We start from the raw sequence: 17822 nt of genomic DNA on the forward strand, positions 1-17822 counted from the left end.
GGAGCTAGCAGAAGGCGCAGGGGCACTGTGGCCCGATGTCAGGATCGCTCCGCGACGGGCTTGCCGGTAGGGGTTTCCCGTTGCCAGTGGCACGTTGATTCGACTCCGGCCGGGAATCTTCCGCGACAAGTTGATGCCCTCCATCATTGACGTGAACACCAGGGGTCCGCGGTAGCGCCAACTGCTGCGGGTTGCCATCCCCCGGTTTGTCATCCGGAGCGAACAGCAAGCGCAGGAGGTTGTCGACGATGGCGTCAGTGCGCCGTCCCACGCCCATGCCCGGCACGACTGGGCGGCGGTGATCAGATGCCCAGGCCGGAGAAGCCCCTGGACCCAGCGTCGGGCTGCCCAATAGTGATCTTCGCGCTCGAACTGCGAGATCTGCGTAATACAGCGGCGCTCACCTACGTCGACCTGGCGAGGAAGACCCACTACTCCGCCAGCTGGCTCTCCAGGACCGCTAACGGAATACAGAAACCGGCGTGGCCGGTGGTGGAAGCGTTCGTGGCGGCCTGCGGCGGGGACGTCGGCTACTACGCCGGCCGCTACGACTCCCTGCTCGGGGGATCGCGATGAACGACTTCGGCAATACGCTGCGCCGCCTGCGCCTCGAGAAGGGCATGTCGCTGGCGAACTTGGCCAAGCTGACGAACTACTCCAAGGGCTACCTGAGCAAGGTGGAGAGCGGCGTACGGCCGGCATCGGACGGTATCGCTCGCGTGTGCGACGGTGCCCTGGGCACGAACGGACAGCTGCTGGCCGCCCTGGCCGACGAAACCCGGACGGCCATGGCGAATCGGCTGCCCATCGTCATGCCGGTCGGCTACACCGCGTCGTCGGACCAGCCGGAGGACGGTTTCCGCGGTGACCTCGACGACTACACCGCGCAGTTCTGGTCGATCTTCGGAACGTTGCGGAGGATGGGGCACACCATGAGCCCCGAGATCGTCCTTCCCATGGTGCTCGCGAACATCGAGACCGTGAGCAAGGTGCTCCAGTCGGCCAAGGCCGCCCCCACGCACGGGCTCGTCCTGCTGGCCGCCCGGTTCAACGAGTACGCGGGGTGGATGGCCCAGGAGGCGGGCAGGGACGACCTCTTCCAGCGCCTGACGGCGGAGGCCGTACGCCTGGCCATCGAGGCGGGCGACCACGAGCTTCCCCAGTTCGCCGTGGTCCGGCAGGCCGATCGGGCCCTGTACAACGGAGATGGACGCGGAATCGTGGACCTGACCGGCAGAGTCCTCCGCTGTCAGAACATCACGCCACGCACTCGCTCCACCGCGTGGCTGCGGCAGGCACAGGGACACGCGCTGCTCGGAGATCGTTCCAGCTGCCTGCGCGCCCTGGACAGCGCACGTGAGTCCGACGAGGCCGACCACGCCGAGACCGGGGTGCGGTCGCTCGGTACGACGAGCGTGGGAAATCAGGTCGATGTGACCACGGGATGGTCGCTCGTCGACCTCTGCCGCCACGACGAAGCCATTCCCGTACTGCACAAGGTGATCTCTGGAGTTTCCACGGACTCCATGCGCTCACGCGTTCGCTTCGGCGTGCGTCTGGCGCTGGCCTACGCTTCGATCGGGGAGAGGGAGCAGGCAAGTCATCTCGTCCACGCGGCACTTCCCGGCCTCCGCCAGGTCGACTCCGACTCGATTCGCGTCGACCTGAAGGCCCTGGCCGACATGCTCCGGCGCCGATGGGCCCGTGACGTCGCCGTCGCTGACCTGCTCGCGGAACTGAGGCCCCAGCTGGGTCGATCGGCCAGGCGCGGATGAACGTCTTCGTGAGCTACTCCCGTCGGGACAACGAGCAAACCCTGCTCGAGATCGAACGGCTGATCAGCTGGGGCACGCCCTACATCGACGATCTGCATCACAGCCGACACGGAGGAGATCGGCACGAGGCGGTGGAGTTCGCGCTCCGCGCGTCCCAAGAGTTCGTGGCGGTCCTGTCCCCTTCGTACCTGCGGACGCCGTGGACGCGATGGGAGTTCGGGTGGGCCGTCGAGAGTGGGATCCCGATGGTCGCCCTGATCGGGAACTCCAAGCTCGTGCCGATCAACGAGGAAATGAAGTACCGGCTCCTGAACGACCTGACGGCGTTGGCCGCCTGACGCTAGGACGATGGCGATGACCTCACCCGACCAACCGTGCCCGACGTGCGGGCGCGGCCCGGCATCCGCGAACACCCATAACCACGTACTCCTCGGCCTGCGCACAACCTTGATCATTGTCACCGCGTTCGCCTGCGCCGGCGTCGTGGGTGTGTTGACCTACTTGGTGAACTACAACGTGCCTGCTGCCATCCTCGCCGGCCTCGGCACGCTGGGTGCCGCTCTGGTCGGTCTGCACGTGCTCATCGGCCAGTAGCTCAACTCCGGTGGCGCGAACCCACCGGCACAACCAACGGCGTCCCAGAAACCGGATCCTCGACAACCCGAGCATCCAAGCCGAAAACATCCAGCAACATGGCCTCGGTCAACACATCCCCAGGCGCCCCCTGAGCCACGATCCGCCCATCCCGCATGGCAACGATGTTGTCCGCATACCGAGCAGCCAAGTTCAGATCGTGCAACACCATGACGACAGTCCGCCCCATGCTGGAGTGCAACTCCTGCACCAGGTCCAACACGTCGATCTGATGCGCAAGATCCAGGTACGTGGTCGGCTCGTCCAGCAGCAACAGATCCGTGCCCTGCGCCAACGCCATGGAGATCCACGCCCGCTGCCGCTGCCCACCGGACAGCTCGTCCACGGTCCGCTCGGCCAGGTCCGAGATCCCGGTCATCGCCAACGCGGCATCAACAGCAGCCTCGTCATCCGAGGACCACTGCCGATACCAGGACTGATGCGGATGCCGGCCACGAGCAACCAGATCGGCCACCGTCAGCCCTTCAGGCGCCGACGGAGCCTGAGGCAACAACCCCAGCACCCGAGCCACCTCCCGAGTGGGCATCCGGTCGATCTGCTTGCCGTCCAGCAGAACCGCACCCGACCGTGCAGGCAGCAACCGCCCAAGAGCACGCAGCAGCGTCGACTTGCCACACCCGTTGGGCCCGATCACCGCGGTGACGGTCCCGCCGACCACCGACAGGTCCAGGGTGTCGACGACCAGCCGCTCCCCGTACCCGACACACAGCGACGAAGCCTCAAGACGCACACTCATACCCGCGCCTCCCGGCGACTCCGTACCAGCAGGTACATCAGATAAGGCGCTCCGAGCACCGCGGTGACCACCCCGACCGGCAGCTCGATGCGATAGATGGTCCGTGCCACCAGATCCGACAGCATGACGAGCACGCCGCCCACCACGACAGACCCGAACAGCGGCGGCTGAGCGGTTCCGGCGAGCCGCAAAGCGATCTGCGGCGTGGCCAGCGCGACGAACGCGATGGGACCCGCCGCGGCGGTGGCCACGGACGCCAGCACGATCGCCACGATGATCAGGAACGACCGCGCCACGTTGACCCGGACGCCCAGCCCGCGCGAGGTCTCGTCGCCGAACTGCAGGGCGCCGAGCACGTGCCCGCCGATCAGAGCCACGGGAACCAGCACGACCAGCGCGAGGGCGACCGGTACGACGTGCTCCCACCCTCGTCCGTTGAGCGAGCCGGTGATCCACACCATCGCCCGGCCGGCGTCCTGCACGTCGCCCACGGTCAGCAGGTACTGCGTGAAGTTGCCGGCGACCGCGGTGATGCCGATGCCGATCAGCACCATCCGGAAGCCCTCGATGCCCTGCCGCCACGCCAGCGCGTAGACCAGCAGCCCGGCGGTCAGGCCGCCTGCCAGACCGGCCAGCGGCAGCCCGATCGACGCCGCGCCGCCGGTCACCACGCCGAGCGAGCCGGCGAAGGTGATCACGGAGACCGCGCCCACGCCGGCGCCCCACGTCACGCCCAGGATGTCGGGCGACGCCAGCGGGTTGCGCACGATCGCCTGGAAGATCGCGCCGGACAGGCCGAGCGCGCCGCCCACGAGCAGGCCGGTCAACGCGCGCGGCAGCCGCAGCTCCGTCACCACGAACTGGTCGCGCCTGGTCCCTCCGCCGAGCAGTGTGTCGATCACCTGCGCGGCGGTCAGCGGGAAGTCGCCGATCATGATGTCGACGACCAGCACGGCCGCCAGCAGCACGAGTGCGACCGCCACGACCGCCATTGGTCGGCGGCGCAGTTTGAACGAGGTGACTCCCAGCCTCAGCGCGGTCAAATCTTCACCAGCTTCTTGCGGCGCACCAGGAAGATGAAGAACGGCGCGCCGAGCAGCGCCAGCATCACGCCGACCTCCACTTCGGACGGACGGGCCACCACGCGGCCGAGGATGTCGGCGAGCAGGATCAGGATCGCGCCGACCACCGCGGAGAACGGCAGCAGCCAGCGGTAGTCCGGCCCCGTGAACGCGCGTGCCACGTGCGGCACGACGAGACCGATGAACCCGATGGGTCCGCACGCCGCGACAGCCCCGCCCACCAGCAGCGTGATGGCGACGATGCCCAGCGTCCGCGTCATCCCGACGCGCACGCCCAGCGACTTGGCCACGTCCTCGCCCAGCGACAACGCGTTGAGGCCGGGCGCGTTGAGCGCCGCCATCACGAGGCCGACCACGAGGAACGGCAGCACCTGGTTCAGCACCGTGAGGTCGCGGCCCGCGATGGCGCCGACCTGCCAGAACCGGAACGCGTTGAGCGACTGCTGGTCGAGCAGCACGATCGCCGACACCAGGCCGTGCATCAGCGCCGAGACCGCGGCACCGGCCAACGCCAGCGTCACCGGCGACGGACCGCCCCTGCCCGCCGAGCCGAGCAGGAACACCACCACGCTCGCGATCATCGCGCCGGCGAAGGCGAACCAGATGTAGCCGACCAGCGACGAGACGCCGAGCAGGAAGATCGAGAGCACGACGGCGAGCGCGGCGCCGTGCGTGACGCCGAGGATGCCGGGGTCGGCCAGCGGGTTGCGCGTGTGACCCTGCATCAGCGCGCCGCCCACGCCGAGAGCGACGCCCACCACGATGCCGAGCAGCGTGCGCGGGATCCGGAGTTCACGGATCACCACGTCGTCCTCGACCCCGGTCGGCGTGAAGAGGCCGTGCCACACCCCGGACAGCGGGATCTCCTTCGAGCCGATCGCGATGCTAGCCAGGCACACGGCGACCAGCACGATCAGCAGGAAGAGCAGGCCGACCAACGACTTACGGCCCAATGCCCACCCCTCCAAATGCCCGACATATGCTCCGCGAAAGCCAGGTAAGCCTAACCGAATTTCTGGAGTCACCGATGCGAAGACCAGCTCTGATCGGTGTGGCGCTACTCGCGCTCACCGCCTGTGGCCAGACGGCTACGACGAGCCCGAGTGCGCCAGCCGACCAGGGCTGGAAGCCGGTGACGATCGAGCACGCGATGGGCAAGACCGAGATCAAGGACCGGCCGGTGAAGGTCGCCGCGCTCGACTCCAGCTACGTGGACGCCGCGCTCGCTCTGGAGACCGAGGTTGTCGCGTACACCCGCTACCGCACCGACTCCGTGCCCGAGTACCTGGCGGCGGACGCGGCCAAGTACGCGAAGAACGCCAAGGCGGTCGGTGAGCTGGCGAGCCCGAACCTCGAGGAGCTCGCCACCATCGGCCCGGACCTGATCGTGTCCGCGAAGGTCAGGCACGAGCAGATCTACGACAAGCTGTCCAAGATCGGGCCGACGGTGTTCAGCACGACCACCGGCCCGACGTGGAAGGACAACATCCGCCTGCTCGGCAGGGCGCTCGGCAAGGAGGAGCTGGCGAACAAGAAGATCGCCGACTACGAGGCACGCGCCAAGAAGGTCGGCGACGCCATCCGCGCCAAGGCCGGTCACAACCCGTCGATCTCGCTGGCGCGGTTCGTCGGCGGTGAGCAGACCGTGCGGCTGTACACGGAGAAGTCGTTCCCCGGCGGCGTCCTGTTCGCCGACGCCGGCCTGGCCCGCCCCGCCGGGCAACCGACCTCGGAGAAGATCGCGGTCGACCTCAGCCGGGAGCAGATCTCCTCGCTCGACGCCGAGCGGATCTTCGTCTCCGCCTGGACGGACCCGAAGGGCGAAACGGAGAAGATCAAGGAACAATATTTGGCCAACCCGTTGTGGAGTCAACTAAAAGGCCAGAAGCAGGACGTCTCCGATGTCGTTTGGGTCTCTTCGGTCAGCCTTCAGGGCGCACACGCGATGCTCGACGACCTCGCGAAGGGATTCGGAGTCGATCCAGCCCGTAGTTGATCAGTCACCCAAATAACACGAAGGGGTTCCAGGAATCATCCCGGAACCCCTTCGTGATTTACCGAATTTCAGCCCTGCTGGTGGTAGGCGTCGAGCACCTCGGCCGGGATGCGGCCCCGGTCCGACACCTTCATGCCCTGCTTGCGGGCCCACTCGCGAATGGCCTGGTTCTGCTCACGATCCGCCGATGCCGGGCGCGCCTTCACACCGGCCGGACGACCGGGGCCAACGCGCTTGCGACCGCCTGCACGACGTGCACTTCCCACGAAGTCGGCCAAGGCATCGCGAAGTTTGCCCGCATTCCCCGAGGAAAGGTCGATCGTGTAGCTGACACCGTCCAGCCCGAACTCGACGGTCTCCTCCGCAGTGGAGCCGTCCAGGTCGTCGACGAGGGTCACCGTGACCTTCTGCGCCATGCGTATCCTCCTGGACCCCGAATGCGCGGTCACCCGCACGCCAACTAATGCCTCTTGCGAGGCAGGTTAGCGCACGGGTGCCGCATTGCACCTATCGACATCCGGAAAGTTACTCATTCAGGGCGAACGAGCGGGAACAAGATGGTCTCCCGGATACCCAGACCCGTGAGGGCCATCAGCAGCCGATCGATACCCATTCCGACACCACCACTCGGTGGCATTCCGTACTCCAGTGATCGCAGAAAGTCCTCATCGATCGGCATCGCCTCGTGGTCGCCGGCCGCGCCAAGACGTGCCTGCGCTTCGAGGCGTTCGCGCTCGATGACCGGGTCCACCAGTTCGGAGTAACCGGTTCCCAGTTCGAAACCGCGCACGTACAGATCCCACTTTTCGGCGACGCCCGGCTTGCTGCGGTGCTGCCTGGTCAGCGGCGACGTCTCGACCGGGTAGTCGCGCACGAACGTGGGCAGGTAGAGCGAGTCGCACACCAGGTGCTCCCACAGCTCCTCGACCAGCTTGCCGTGCCCGAACTTGGGGTTGACCTCGAGTTCGTGCCGGTCACAGAGCTTGCGCAGCACCTCGGCAGGCGTCTCGGGGGTGATTTCCTCACCAACCGCCTCGGACAACGACTCGTAGATGCTGATCGTGGTCCATTCACCCGACAGGTCGTACTCGGTGCCGTCCGCCAAGGTGACGATCTGCGATCCCGTCACGGCTTCCGCGGCTTCCTGGATCAGCTCGCGCGTCAGCTTCGCGTTGGTGTCGTACGTGGCGTAGGCCTCGTAGTACTCCAGCATCGAAAACTCGGGCGAATGCGACGAGTCCACGCCCTCGTTGCGGAAGTTGCGGTTGATCTCGAAGACCTTCTCGATGCCGCCGACGACGCAGCGCTTCAAGTACAGCTCCGGCGCGATGCGCAGGAACAGGTCGATGTCAAGGGCGTTCGAGTGCGTGATGAACGGACGCGCGGACGCACCACCCTGCAGCGTCTGCAACATCGGCGTCTCGACTTCGAGGAATCCGCGCCGGTGGAACGAGTCGCGCAGAGAACGAACAACGTTCGCACGGGCCCGAACGGTGTCCCGCGCCAACGGCCGCAGGATGAGGTCGACGTACCGCTGGCGAATGCGAGTTTCCTCGCCGAGTTCCTTGTGCGCGACCGGCAACGGGCGCAACGACTTCGACGTCAGCTGCCACGAGTCGGCCATCACGGAAAGCTCGCCGCGGCGCGAGCTGATGACCTCGCCGTGGATGAAAACGTGGTCGCCGAGGTCGACGTCGGTCTTCCACTCGGAAAGCGCTTCTTCACCCACGCCGGCGAGGCTCAGCATCGCCTGCAGTTCGGTGCCGTCGCCTTCGCGCAACGTCGCGAAGCACAGCTTTCCGGTGTTGCGCATGAACATCACGCGCCCGGTCACTCCGACCATCTGGCCGGTCTGCGTGTCGGGTTCGAGTTCGGGATGCGCGTCGCGAATCTCGCGCAGCGTGTGCGTGCGCTCGACTTCGACGGGATACGGCTCCTTGCCGGAAGCGAGCAGCCGCGCACGCTTCTCCCGGCGCACGCGCATCTGCTCGGGCAGGTCCTCTTCGCTGGTCACGGGGTTTTGCTTCGGCTGCTCACTCACGCCGAGAAGGGTACGGAAGGCCGTTCCGTCAAAGCGAACCGGATACCCGTTTCACGAGGTGGCCGCCGATTCCGAGATCCACGAGGAAGGCACGCGCAAGCTCTGCTTCCGCCGGCGTGCAATCGAGGAGGATCTTCACCTCGGCGTCGCGCTTCAGCACGTCGGCCGTCACCGCACGCCGGTGACCCCGGCACCGGTAGCCGCGCCGACGAACACGTCGATGCCGTCCCCGTCGCCGCCGGTGGTATCGCCCAGATGCCCGTAGTCCAGCGGATACACGGCATCCTGGTACCGCGGATGAGCCGTCCCGCGCGGCCGGTCGACCACCACGTCGGACGTGCGAACCAGCTCGTCCAACCCCGCGAAGAACCCCACCACGCCATTCTGGACGAACAGCCACGAACTAGGTTGGACGGATGGATCTACACGCGAGGCGAGCGGACTCGTTCGGTGACCAGGCCGAGGCCTACGCCGAACACCGGCCTGACTATCCCGTGGCGGCGATCCGGTGGGCTCTGGAGCCGCTAGGCACCTCGGAGCAGTTGGAAGTGATGGATCTCGCCGCCGGCACCGGCAAGCTGACCGCGGGTCTGGTCGCGGAGGGCCACCGCGTGACGGCCGTGGAGCCCAACGAGCAGATGCTGTCCGAGCTCGTGCGCCGCGTTCACGACGTGCGCGCGCTGCCCGGCCACGCGGAACACATCCCGGTTCCGGACCACACGATGGACGCCGTGCTGGTCGGCACCGCGTTCCACTGGTTCGACCAGGCGAAGGCGCTGCAGGAGATCGCGCGCGTGCTGCGGCCGGGCGGGGTCGTCGCGGCGATGTGGAACGAACACGACCTGGATTCCGCGTGGCTGGCCGAGTTCGACCGGCTGTCGTCGACGAGCGTCGAGTCGCAGCGGCAGGACCCGACGGGTGTGATGACGCACCCGTCGTTCGGCCCGGTGGAGCGGCGGACGTTCCCGCACGCGCACCGCAGGGAGTCACCGGAAGCGCTCGTCGCCACGGTCAACACCCATTCGCGGATGCTCGTCGTCGACGACGAGGAGCGGGGTGCGATCAACGAGAAGATGCTCGCGTTCCTCCGCACGCGGCCGGAGACGTCGAACGGGCCGTTCGACGTCCCCCTGCGCACGGAGGTGTTCCGGGCGGTGCGCGTCAGCGAGTAGGCAGGTTGCGCTCGAAGACGAGCCGCAACCCCAGCAGGGTCAGGTCGGGCACGTGGTGCGCGATCTCCGAGGACTCCGAGACGACCAACGGCGCGAGGCCGCCGGTGGCGATCACGGTCACGGGACCGGGATCGGTCTGCTGGAGCTCCTCGGTGATCTTGCGCACCAGCCCGTCCACCTGGCCGACGAACCCGTAGACGATGCCGGACTGCAGGCACTCCACGGTGTTCTTGCCGATCACGTTGCGCGGCCTGACCAGCTCGACCTTGCGCAGCTGAGCGGCACGGGCGGCCAGCGCGTCGACCGAGATCTCGATGCCGGGCGCGAGCGCACCGCCGAGGAACTCGCCGCGCGACGAGATCACGTCGAGATTCGTGGACGTGCCGAAGTCGACCACGATGCACGAGGTCGAGTAGAGGTGGTGGGCGGCCAGCGTGTTGATCACACGGTCCGAGCCCACCTCCTTCGGGTTGTCGACGAGCAGCGGCACGCCGGTCTTCACGCCCGGCTCCACCAGCACCTTCGGCACGGTGTCGTAGTAGCGGCCGAGCATCACGCGCAGCTCGCGCAGCACCGCGGGGACGGTGGACAACGCGGAGATGCCGGTGATCTTGTCGGCGTACTCGCCGAGCAGGCCGCGCATGGTCAGCGCGAGCTCGTCGGCGGTCATCCGTGCGTCGGTGCGCATGCGCCAGTCGCGCACGAGCGGGGCCGTGTCGCCGACCCCGTCGTACAGGCCGAGCACGATGTTGGTGTTGCCGACGTCGATGGCGAGCAGCACGGTGCGTTCCTCAGTTCTCGGCCTGGATCAGCGCGTCCAGCGCGGTCGCCTCAACGGTCTCAGACGACGGTGACGAATTCGGGGCACTCGTGGAGCCGTTCACCAGACCGGAACCCTCTGGCGCGTGCGCCGGGTCGGCACCGAGGTCGACGACCTTGTTGTCGGCGTCCACGAAGACCACCCGCGGCTGGTAGGTGCGGGACTCGGCGTCGTCCATCTGCCCGTAGGCGATGAGGATGACGATGTCGCCGGGGTGCACGAGGTGTGCCGCCGCGCCGTTGATGCCCAGCACGCCGGAGCCGCGCTCACCGGGGATGACGTAGGTCTCCAGCCGCGCGCCGTTGGTGACGTCGACGATGGCGACCTGCTCGCCCGCCAGCAGGTCGGCGGCCTCCATCAGGTCCTCGTCCACCGTCACCGAACCGACGTAGTGCAGGTCGGCCTGCGTCACGGTGGCCCGGTGGATCTTGGACTTCAGCATCGTGCGGAACATGTCATTCCCCCTACTCGTCGCCTTCGCCGAGCAACACCGCGATGTTGTCGATCAGACGGGTGGAACCGACCTTGGCCGCCACGAGCAGCCTGGCGTCGCCGTTCTCCGGCGCGGGACCGAGGTCGGCCCCGCGCAGCTCCAGGTAGTCCAGCTCGACCTCCGGCACCTGCGCCAGCACGTCGTGCGCCGCCTTGAGCACCGCGTCGGCGCCCTGCGAGCTGACGTGGGCACCCGCGGTGAGCGCGGCCGACAGCGTGACGGCGTGGTGGCGCTGCTCCGGGGTCAGGTAGGCGTTGCGCGACGACAGCGCCAGGCCGTCCTGCTCGCGTACCGTCGGCACGCCGACGACGTCGAGCGGGAAGTTCAGGTCCCGCGCCATCTTGTGGATCAGCTGCAGCTGTTGGTAGTCCTTCTGCCCGAACACCGCGAACGTGGGCTGCACGATGTTGAACAGCTTCGACACCACGGTCAGCACGCCCGCGAAGTGGCCGGGCCGTGACGCGCCCTCCAGCTCGTCTCCCAGCGGACCGGGGTGCACGGTGACCTGCGCACCATCGGGGTACATGTCCTCGGCGGACGGCGCGAACACCAGGCCCACGCGCTCCGCGCGGCAGATGTCCACATCGGACTCGAACTGGCGCGGGTACTTCGCGAGGTCCTCGTTCGGCCCGAACTGCAGCGGGTTCACGAAGATCGACACCACGACCACCGTGTTCTGCATGACCTGGGCCTCGCGGATCAGCTGCCGGTGGCCCGCGTGCAGAGCGCCCATCGTGGGCACCAGCGCGACGTTGCGGCCGGCGTTGCGCAGCGCGCGGACGACCCGGTTGAGCCGCTGCGGGTCGCGGTGCACCGTGACGTCGTCCGGGCGGTAGTCGTCCTTGGTCAGTGGCTTGGTCACGTCAGTCCTCAAGAGTGGTGCGAACGTCGTTGGCCGCGTCGGGCTTGAGCAACCCCGAGTGCTCGGCCCGTTCGACGGTGCGGCGGGCGAGCACGCGGTAGCTGGGCAGGATCTCGGGTGCCTGTGCGGCGAGCACGTCGAGGTGCTTGCGCAAGGTACCCGTGTCGCCGCGGGCGACCGGACCGGTGAGGCCTCGGTCACCGTGGCGCAGCGCGTTGTCGAGCGCGGCGGACAGCAACGGGCCGAGCAGGCGCTCGGCGTTGGCGACGCCGGCGTTGCTGAGCAGGTCGGCGGCGTCGCGGACCAGCGTGATCAGGTGGTTCGCCCCGTGGGCCAGTGCCGCGTGGTAGAGCGGGCGCACGGCCTCTGGCACCCGGACCGGTTCGGCGTCCATCTCCACGACCAGGGCCTCGCCGACGCTCCACGCCACCTCGTCGCCGTCGGCAGCGGTGACGCCGACGCACGCGGCGCTCATCCGCTGCAGGTCCTCCGAGCGTCCGGTGAAGGTCATGACGGGGTGCAGCGCGAGCGTGAGGGCACCGAGCGCAGCAGCGGGTTCGAGCACCTTGACGCCCTGGGCGCCACTGGTGTGCACGATGATCTGGCCCGCACGCAGCGAGTCCGTGGCGACCAGGCCTTTCACCAAGCCCGCGAGTTCGTCGTCGGGAACGGCCAGCAGCACGAGATCAGCGAGCTTGGCGACTTCCGTCGGGTCCTCGATCGGGACACCGGGCAGCAGCTCCTCGGCGCGGTTGCGGGAGGCCTGGGAGACGGCGGACGTGCCGACCACCACGTGGCCCGTCCTGGCCAGCGCGGCGCCCAGCACGGAACCGACCCTGCCTGCCGAGATGACACCAACGGCGAGCCTGGCCGGACGTGGGGTCGCGTCCATGCGACTAACTCCTTCTGACGTTCCAGTCCCGGTTCGGGTACCAGACGACGCCGCCGAGGGTAGACCGGCGTTCACCTGGATGTACCTGGTCGGTGACCGGATTCACCGGCGTGCGGCCGCCCTGGCGGCGTGCAGGGTGTCGAGCAGCACCCCGTGGCGGTGCTCGGCGCTCTGACCCGCTGTTCCCTGTTCGATGCGGTGGCGCAGGAACGCCAGCTCGGTGACGGCGATCTGGTAGGTCTTCACGGACTTGGCCGCCGCGTCACCGGACTTGCGCTTGACCGCCCGCAGCCAGTTCCTGCGCCCGTTGAGGCTGGCCAGCAGCGCCACCTCGCTGTTGGCGATCCACCGGTTCTGCGCCATCGCGGCCAGCTGGCCGGCCACGATCCGCTGCTCCCTGCGGCGCTGCCAGACCACGATCGAGACCGCACCGGCGAACACCGGCACCATGATCAGGAAGTACAGGTTGATGAAGTCCGACCCGGTGCCGACCGTCGTGGAGAAGTTCCACAGCGAGTGCAGGCCGACCGCGGTGAGGTAGCCGCCGATCGGGGCGAGGATCCGCACCGTGGCGTTGCCGGTGCTCGCCGCGATGCCGACACCGATGCCGGTCATGGCCGTGAACAGCGGGTGCGCGAACGGCGACAGCACCCCGCGCAGGACGAACAGCGCGATCACGCCGCCACCCATGTTGCCGAGCCCGTTCTCCAGGAAGACCCGGCCGAAGTACCAGATGTTCTCGGTGAACGCGAAGCCCGCGGCCGTGATGCCCGCGTAGACCATGCCGTCCACGACGCCGTCGAACTCGTGCCTGCGGCGCAGGAAGACCGCGAGCAGGAACGCCGCCTTGGTCGCCTCCTCGACGATCGGCGCCCCGACGACGGCGGTGAACGTCGTGCCGTCCTGGTAGAGCAGGTCACCGAGCACGCGGCTGGTCTGGTTGAACGCGAGCGAGCTGATCGTCGCCCCGCACGCTCCCCACACGAACGCGAAGAGCAGCATCTTCGCCGGTTCCGGCTCCCAGCGGTCGATCCACAGGAACGCGCTCACCACGAACGCGACGGGGATCAGCGCCGCGGCGGCACCGACCAGCAGCGGCTCGATGCCGATGGCCGACGTGCCCAGTGCGAACAGCACCAGCCCGGCGGCGGCGAGGGCGATCAGCGCCACGACGGGGAACAGGACGGTCCAGCGGCGCTGCTCGATGCGCTTGCGGGTCGGCGTCGGCGTGAGGTCGGCGTCGGTCACGGGAAATGACCTTAGATGCACACTTGTCCGATGTTCGACTGGGAAGCCGCTTGGCACTCCGCTCTGTACGGCCCAGGTGGCTTCTTCGCGCGCGGTGAGAAGCCGTCGTCGCACTTCCGCACGTCGCCACTGGTGGGTCCGGAGCTGGCCACGGCGCTTCTGGAGCTGTTGTCACGGGTGGACGCCGCTCTCGGATTTCCCCCGGTCGTGGACTTCGTCGACGTCGGCGCGGGTGGGGGTGAGCTGGCGTTCGCGGTGCGTTCGCTGGCGTCGGGATCGCTGGCGTCCCGGTTGCGCGTGACGGCCGTCGAGCTCGGTCCTCCCGTTGAGCTGCCTGGGGTTCGGTGGGTTTCCGAGGTGCCTTCGTGTGTCGGGCTGCTGGTCGGGCACGAGTGGCTCGACTCGATTCCGTGCCCGGTGGTGACCGGGCCTTCCGCCGATCCGTGGATCACCCGGTGGTGGCCTTCGCTGCGTGACGGGGAGCAGGCCGAGGTGGGGGCGCCCCGGGATGCCGCCTGGGCCGCCGCGGTCTCTTCGGTGCGCGGCGCGGCCTTGGCGATCGACTACGGACATCTGGTGTCGTCTCGGCGGTTCACGTTGACCGGGTATCGCGCCGGGCGTCAGGTGCCGCCGGTGTTCGACGGGTCCTGCGACATCACCGCGCACGTCGCCTTCGACTCAGCCGCCTCGGCCGCCGGCGGGGATTGGGTTCTGGTGTCGCAACGGGATGCGCTGGCCGCGCTGGGCCTGGCCGGTTCGGCCTCCGGTTCGGGCTGGGAGTGGCTGGAGTCGGCGGCGCGAGCCGGGCGGATCGCCGAACTGCGCGATCCGTCAGGTCTGGGCGGGTTCGGCTGGCTGCTGCACGGCAACGGGGTGGCCGTCGCGGACCTGCTGCCCGCGCTCCCGCCCTGGCGTCCGAATCCCGCCAGCTTTCCGGAGTCCTGAGGACGATCGTTGGCGGCATGCGAATCCACAACGTGCCGACGTCCGCCGCCCTGTCCGACCCCGGTCGCGAGTACCGCGCCTCCGAACCGGACGCGCCGCTGCGCTGCTGCCTGCGGAAGTCGCTGCCGGACGAGCCGGTCTGGTTGTTCCGCTACTCGCCTTCGTCGGGCAAGGGACCGTACGCGGAGGTCGGACCGATCTTCACCCACGTGGACTGTCCCGACGAGCCTTCGTTGGATCGTCTTCCTGTCGAACTGTTGAACAATCCCCGGATTCTACGTTCCTACAACGCCGCAGGTCAGATCCATGATGGCGAGGTGGTGGAGCCTGGATCGTTCGATCGTGTGATCGAAGGATTGTTCAACAATCCCGAGATCGAGTCGCTCCAGGTCCGCAGCGTCTCGCACGGGTGCTTCTACTTCGCGATCACCAGGGCGTGAGCGGCCGCGCGAGAGCGTGAAACCATGCTCTGGTGAGCGAGCAGATCACCGTCGGCGTGGGTGCGGGCGCCCAGTACCTGGGCGTGGACCGCGTGATCGACCTGGGCCCCCTGCACCCGTCCGCCCACGGCGCCTACCGCCTGCGCCTGACCGTCACACCAGACCTGGTGATCACCGCCGCCGAGCCGCTCGTCGGCCACCTGCACCGCGGCGCCGAGAAGCTGTTCGAGGTCCGCGACTACCGCCAGGTGCTGACGCTCGCCAACCGGCACGACTGGCTCTCCGCGTTCTGCAACGAACTGGCCGTCGCGCTGGCCGTCGAACGCATGACGGGCATGGACGTCCCGGCGCGCGCCCAGTGGCTGCGCGCCCTGCTCTGCGAACTCAACCGGCTGATGGCGCACATGGTCTTCCTGACCCCGTTGTGCCCCAACGCCGCCGCGTACCGCGAAGGCGTGCAGTCGCTGATGGAAGAGGCGTCGGGCGGCCGCATCCACTTCATGTTCAACCGGATCGGCGGCCTGCGCGAGGACGTCCCGGGGGGCTGGACGTCCAGGGTGGGCGACTTCTTGTCCACTGTGGACGTCAGTCGGCTGGAGGTCGACTTCTCGAAGCTGGAAGGGCTCGGGGTTCTGCCGTACGCCGACGCGTTGGCGTACGGCGTCACCGGGCCGATCGGGCGCGCCAGCGGTGTGGACTTCGATCTGCGGCGTGATGACCCGTTGCCCGCCTACGAGTCGTTGTCGGTCACGCCTGTCGTGCGGACCGAGGGCGACGCCGCTGCGCGCGTGCGGTGCCTTCTGGACGAGGCACGGCTGTCCGTGACGTTGGCGGCGAAGTGCTTGGAACAGCTGCCTTCCGGGCCGGTGAACGTCCGCCTGCCCAAGGCGATCAAGGCACCCGAGGGCTCGGTCTACACGCGCGTCGAGGCCCCACTGGGCACCTCGGGTGTGCACCTGTCGTCGCGCGGCGAGAAGACACCGTGGCGCCTCAAGCTCCGGACGCCGTCGTTCAACAACGTTCAGGCGCTGTCGGCGCTGTTGCCGGGTACCGCGGTGGACGACCTGCCGGCCGTGTTGAGCAGCTTCGCCGTCATCGTCGGCGACATCGACAAGTAACTAGTCGTCGCGGCGACGCCGGCGACGAGGCGCGTCGCCACCGCCCAGGGACGCCAGCAGCTCGCTCACGGACTTGCCGTCGGCGTGCGCACCCGACGGGTCTTCCGGCGCTGCCCTGCGTCCGGTCGAGACCGCAGGCAGGCGCGTGGACGAGTCCTCGGCGACCCTGCGGCCGGCGACCGGTGCCTCGTCCGGCACGGACCGGCGTCCGGTCGGCACCACCGGCAGCCGGGTCGAGGACTGGTCGGCAGCCCTGCGGCCGGACGGCGGCAGCGACACCAGCGAGTCCTCTGCCGAACGCCTGGACGAAGTCTCACGTGAGGGCGCGTCGTCGTCGGCGCGGCGGCGGCCACCGGAAGAGCCACCGCTGGACGGCTTCAAGGTCTCCCACGAGCCGCTGTCCTGATCGGCCTCCGGACGCTCGTCGGCACGGCGGCGGCCACCACCGGCGGGCTGTCGCGGCTCGGCGGCGAACGCCTTCGGGTTGATCATCTCGGTGCGCTCGGCCACGCGGGAACGCGGCTCCGGCTTGCGCGTCTCGACGGCCTTGGCGACCGCGGCGGGTGCCTTCGGCTGCTCGGCCGGGCGCGGCAGCGGTTCGGCGCGGTTCTGGGGCTGCGGGCGCGGCACGCGTTCGGTGCGGTGGGCCTGCGCCTGCACGGGCTGGGGCTTGGCGGGCGGTGCCTTGACCGTCGGCGGCTGAGAGACGGGAGGCGTGTTGACGCCGCCGAGTCGTGCTGCCGCTCCAGCGCCCGCCGGACGCTGCTGCGGACGCGCCGGCTCCTGCTTCACGGCCTTCACCGGCTCGCGGCGGACCACGGCGGGCTGCGGGCGGGGCGAGGTGCGGGTCGGCTCCGGACGCGCCGGCTCCGGGCGGGCGGGCTCACGGCGCGGCGGCTGCACCTTGGCGTCGTGGGCGACGCGTTCGATCAGCTCGGTGCGCTCGGACGGCTTCTCCGTCGCGGCCGACATCGAGGTCGTGATCGCGGGTTTGGCGTTGATGACGCGCTTCTCCTGCAACGAGGACAGGCGTTGGGCGTCGGAGGCCAGGGAACGCAGGCGGGTCGACTCGGCGCGCAGTGCGACGCGTTCGACGAGGACGTCGCCACCCAGCAGGGCTTCGAGGTTGTCCCGCAACGCTCTCAGGTCGGCGCGCAGCGACTCGATGTCCGCGCGCGACTCCTCCTCGATCCGCTTGCGCGTCTCGGACTCGATCTCGAGCTCGTACTCGCGGCGGGCGGCCACCTCGCGCTCGAGCTCCAGCTCGTAGACGGACTGGAGGTCGGCCACCTCGTCGTCACGCTCAGCGACCTGCTTGCGGTACTTGGCGGCGAGGAAGGCGCCCACCAGCGCCGCCCACAGCGCGGCCACCACGGCCAGGCGCAGCATGCGGGCGCTGTCACTCGCCACGAGCACCGCCGCGGCCGCCAGGGCGAGCGTCAATGCCGCTACTAACAGCAATCGCCCGGAGCCACGACCGTGATCTTCCTGCTCGCCGTCGATCGACGCGCCTCGCCCGGTCATGCGCACTACGGTACCGCGTAGTTA

Annotated in this window: 21 protein-coding genes; 8 read left to right on the forward strand and 13 right to left on the reverse strand. The window is 68.7% G+C overall.

What is annotated here, in order from left to right; translation table 11 throughout:
* Positions 1-354 precede the first annotated feature (354 nt).
* Genes C8D87_RS39040 through C8D87_RS39050 form a run of 3 tightly spaced genes read left to right on the forward strand, consistent with a single transcriptional unit; the run spans position 355 to position 2113 of the window.
* Positions 355-576 carry a helix-turn-helix domain-containing protein gene (locus C8D87_RS39040; protein ID WP_170166741.1) on the forward strand — a complete coding sequence of 74 codons (222 nt, stop codon included), beginning with the start codon at positions 355-357 and terminating at the stop codon, positions 574-576.
* Entirely contained in the window at positions 573-1775 is a 1203-nt protein-coding gene (locus C8D87_RS39045) for a helix-turn-helix domain-containing protein (RefSeq protein WP_112231106.1), read from the forward strand. The genes C8D87_RS39040 and C8D87_RS39045 overlap by 4 nt, the downstream gene beginning before the upstream one ends.
* 8 nt (positions 1776-1783) lie before the next feature.
* Positions 1784-2113: a toll/interleukin-1 receptor domain-containing protein gene (locus C8D87_RS39050; protein ID WP_170166742.1), complete on the forward strand. Its 330-nt coding sequence runs from the start codon at positions 1784-1786 to the stop codon at positions 2111-2113.
* Between the two features lie 257 nt (positions 2114-2370).
* Here C8D87_RS39050 and C8D87_RS39055 read toward each other — a convergent pair whose 3' ends face one another.
* The 3 genes from C8D87_RS39055 to C8D87_RS39065 are packed head-to-tail and all read right to left on the reverse strand — an operon-like array spanning position 2371 to position 5200.
* Complete coding sequence (locus tag C8D87_RS39055) at positions 2371-3165, reverse strand: ABC transporter ATP-binding protein (protein ID WP_112231110.1); 795 nt, start codon at positions 3163-3165, stop codon at positions 2371-2373.
* Positions 3162-4157 (reverse strand): FecCD family ABC transporter permease, encoded by a 996-nt coding sequence (locus C8D87_RS39060; RefSeq protein WP_112231112.1) that lies wholly within the window; start codon positions 4155-4157, stop codon positions 3162-3164. Before C8D87_RS39060 ends, C8D87_RS39055 begins: the two co-directional genes overlap by 4 nt.
* A 47-nt stretch (positions 4158-4204) precedes the next feature.
* Positions 4205-5200, reverse strand: a complete 996-nt coding sequence (locus C8D87_RS39065) for a FecCD family ABC transporter permease (protein WP_233439161.1) — start codon at positions 5198-5200, stop codon at positions 4205-4207.
* A gap of 74 nt (positions 5201-5274) precedes the next feature.
* On the opposite strand from C8D87_RS39065, the gene C8D87_RS39070 reads away from it, so the two are divergent.
* Complete coding sequence (locus tag C8D87_RS39070) at positions 5275-6243, forward strand: ABC transporter substrate-binding protein (protein ID WP_112231115.1); 969 nt, start codon at positions 5275-5277, stop codon at positions 6241-6243.
* A 68-nt stretch (positions 6244-6311) separates the two neighbouring features.
* Here the strand turns inward: C8D87_RS39070 and C8D87_RS39075 are convergent, their stop codons facing one another.
* The 4 genes from C8D87_RS39075 to C8D87_RS47265 form a co-directional block, all read right to left on the reverse strand.
* Positions 6312-6659, reverse strand: coding sequence for a histone-like nucleoid-structuring protein Lsr2 (locus C8D87_RS39075; protein ID WP_030471050.1), 348 nt, complete (start codon positions 6657-6659; stop codon positions 6312-6314).
* A 113-nt stretch (positions 6660-6772) separates the two neighbouring features.
* The gene (gene lysS / locus C8D87_RS39080) at positions 6773-8227 is read right to left on the reverse strand and encodes a lysine--tRNA ligase (protein ID WP_112231377.1); all 1455 of its coding nucleotides are present in this window, start codon (positions 8225-8227) and stop codon (positions 6773-6775) included.
* 85 nt (positions 8228-8312) lie between these two features.
* Positions 8313-8456 (reverse strand): hypothetical protein, encoded by a 144-nt coding sequence (locus tag C8D87_RS47260; RefSeq protein ID WP_215732611.1) that lies wholly within the window; start codon positions 8454-8456, stop codon positions 8313-8315.
* Positions 8453-8659, reverse strand: coding sequence for a hypothetical protein (locus C8D87_RS47265; protein ID WP_215732612.1), 207 nt, complete (start codon positions 8657-8659; stop codon positions 8453-8455). The genes C8D87_RS47260 and C8D87_RS47265 overlap by 4 nt, the downstream gene beginning before the upstream one ends.
* Positions 8660-8700: 41 nt before the next feature.
* Here C8D87_RS47265 and C8D87_RS39090 point away from each other — a divergent pair, with 41 nt between their 5' ends.
* Positions 8701-9456: a class I SAM-dependent methyltransferase gene (locus tag C8D87_RS39090; RefSeq protein ID WP_112231117.1), complete on the forward strand. Its 756-nt coding sequence runs from the start codon at positions 8701-8703 to the stop codon at positions 9454-9456.
* On the opposite strand, the gene C8D87_RS39095 is transcribed toward C8D87_RS39090, so the two are convergent.
* The 5 genes from C8D87_RS39095 to C8D87_RS39115 all read right to left on the reverse strand — a co-directional run bounded on the left by C8D87_RS39095 (position 9446) and on the right by C8D87_RS39115 (position 13771).
* On the reverse strand, positions 9446-10237 hold the full coding sequence (locus tag C8D87_RS39095; protein ID WP_109631200.1) for a type III pantothenate kinase: 792 nt from the start codon (positions 10235-10237) through the stop codon (positions 9446-9448). The two genes, C8D87_RS39090 and C8D87_RS39095, sit on opposite strands and share 11 nt — an antisense overlap.
* Positions 10238-10247: 10 nt before the next feature.
* Positions 10248-10730, reverse strand: a complete 483-nt coding sequence (gene panD, locus C8D87_RS39100) for an aspartate 1-decarboxylase (RefSeq protein WP_109631197.1) — start codon at positions 10728-10730, stop codon at positions 10248-10250.
* Between the two features lie 10 nt (positions 10731-10740).
* Positions 10741-11631, reverse strand: a complete 891-nt coding sequence (panC, locus tag C8D87_RS39105) for a pantoate--beta-alanine ligase (RefSeq protein WP_112231118.1) — start codon at positions 11629-11631, stop codon at positions 10741-10743.
* 1 nt (position 11632) lies between these two features.
* Positions 11633-12523, reverse strand: a complete 891-nt coding sequence (locus C8D87_RS39110; protein WP_112231120.1) for a Rossmann-like and DUF2520 domain-containing protein — start codon at positions 12521-12523, stop codon at positions 11633-11635.
* 102 nt (positions 12524-12625) lie between these two features.
* Complete coding sequence (locus tag C8D87_RS39115; RefSeq protein WP_109631188.1) at positions 12626-13771, reverse strand: PrsW family intramembrane metalloprotease; 1146 nt, start codon at positions 13769-13771, stop codon at positions 12626-12628.
* A 30-nt stretch (positions 13772-13801) separates the two neighbouring features.
* Between C8D87_RS39115 and C8D87_RS39120 the strand changes: the two genes are divergently transcribed.
* From C8D87_RS39120 to C8D87_RS39130, 3 genes are read left to right on the forward strand one after another with little or no spacing between them, the layout of a single operon-like run.
* The gene (locus C8D87_RS39120; RefSeq protein ID WP_112231122.1) at positions 13802-14716 is read left to right on the forward strand and encodes an SAM-dependent methyltransferase; all 915 of its coding nucleotides are present in this window, start codon (positions 13802-13804) and stop codon (positions 14714-14716) included.
* A 17-nt stretch (positions 14717-14733) separates the two neighbouring features.
* The gene (locus C8D87_RS39125; RefSeq protein WP_112231124.1) at positions 14734-15156 is read left to right on the forward strand and encodes a DUF1203 domain-containing protein; all 423 of its coding nucleotides are present in this window, start codon (positions 14734-14736) and stop codon (positions 15154-15156) included.
* A 32-nt stretch (positions 15157-15188) separates the two neighbouring features.
* Positions 15189-16274, forward strand: coding sequence for an NADH-quinone oxidoreductase subunit D (locus C8D87_RS39130; protein ID WP_233442498.1), 1086 nt, complete (start codon positions 15189-15191; stop codon positions 16272-16274).
* Here C8D87_RS39130 and C8D87_RS39135 read toward each other — a convergent pair whose 3' ends face one another.
* Positions 16275-17798, reverse strand: a complete 1524-nt coding sequence (locus C8D87_RS39135) for a DUF6779 domain-containing protein (RefSeq protein WP_146772004.1) — start codon at positions 17796-17798, stop codon at positions 16275-16277.
* Positions 17799-17822 lie beyond the last annotated feature (24 nt).

The sequence above is a fragment of the Lentzea atacamensis genome (assembly GCF_003269295.1).
GTDB lineage: Bacteria > Actinomycetota > Actinomycetes > Mycobacteriales > Pseudonocardiaceae > Lentzea > Lentzea atacamensis.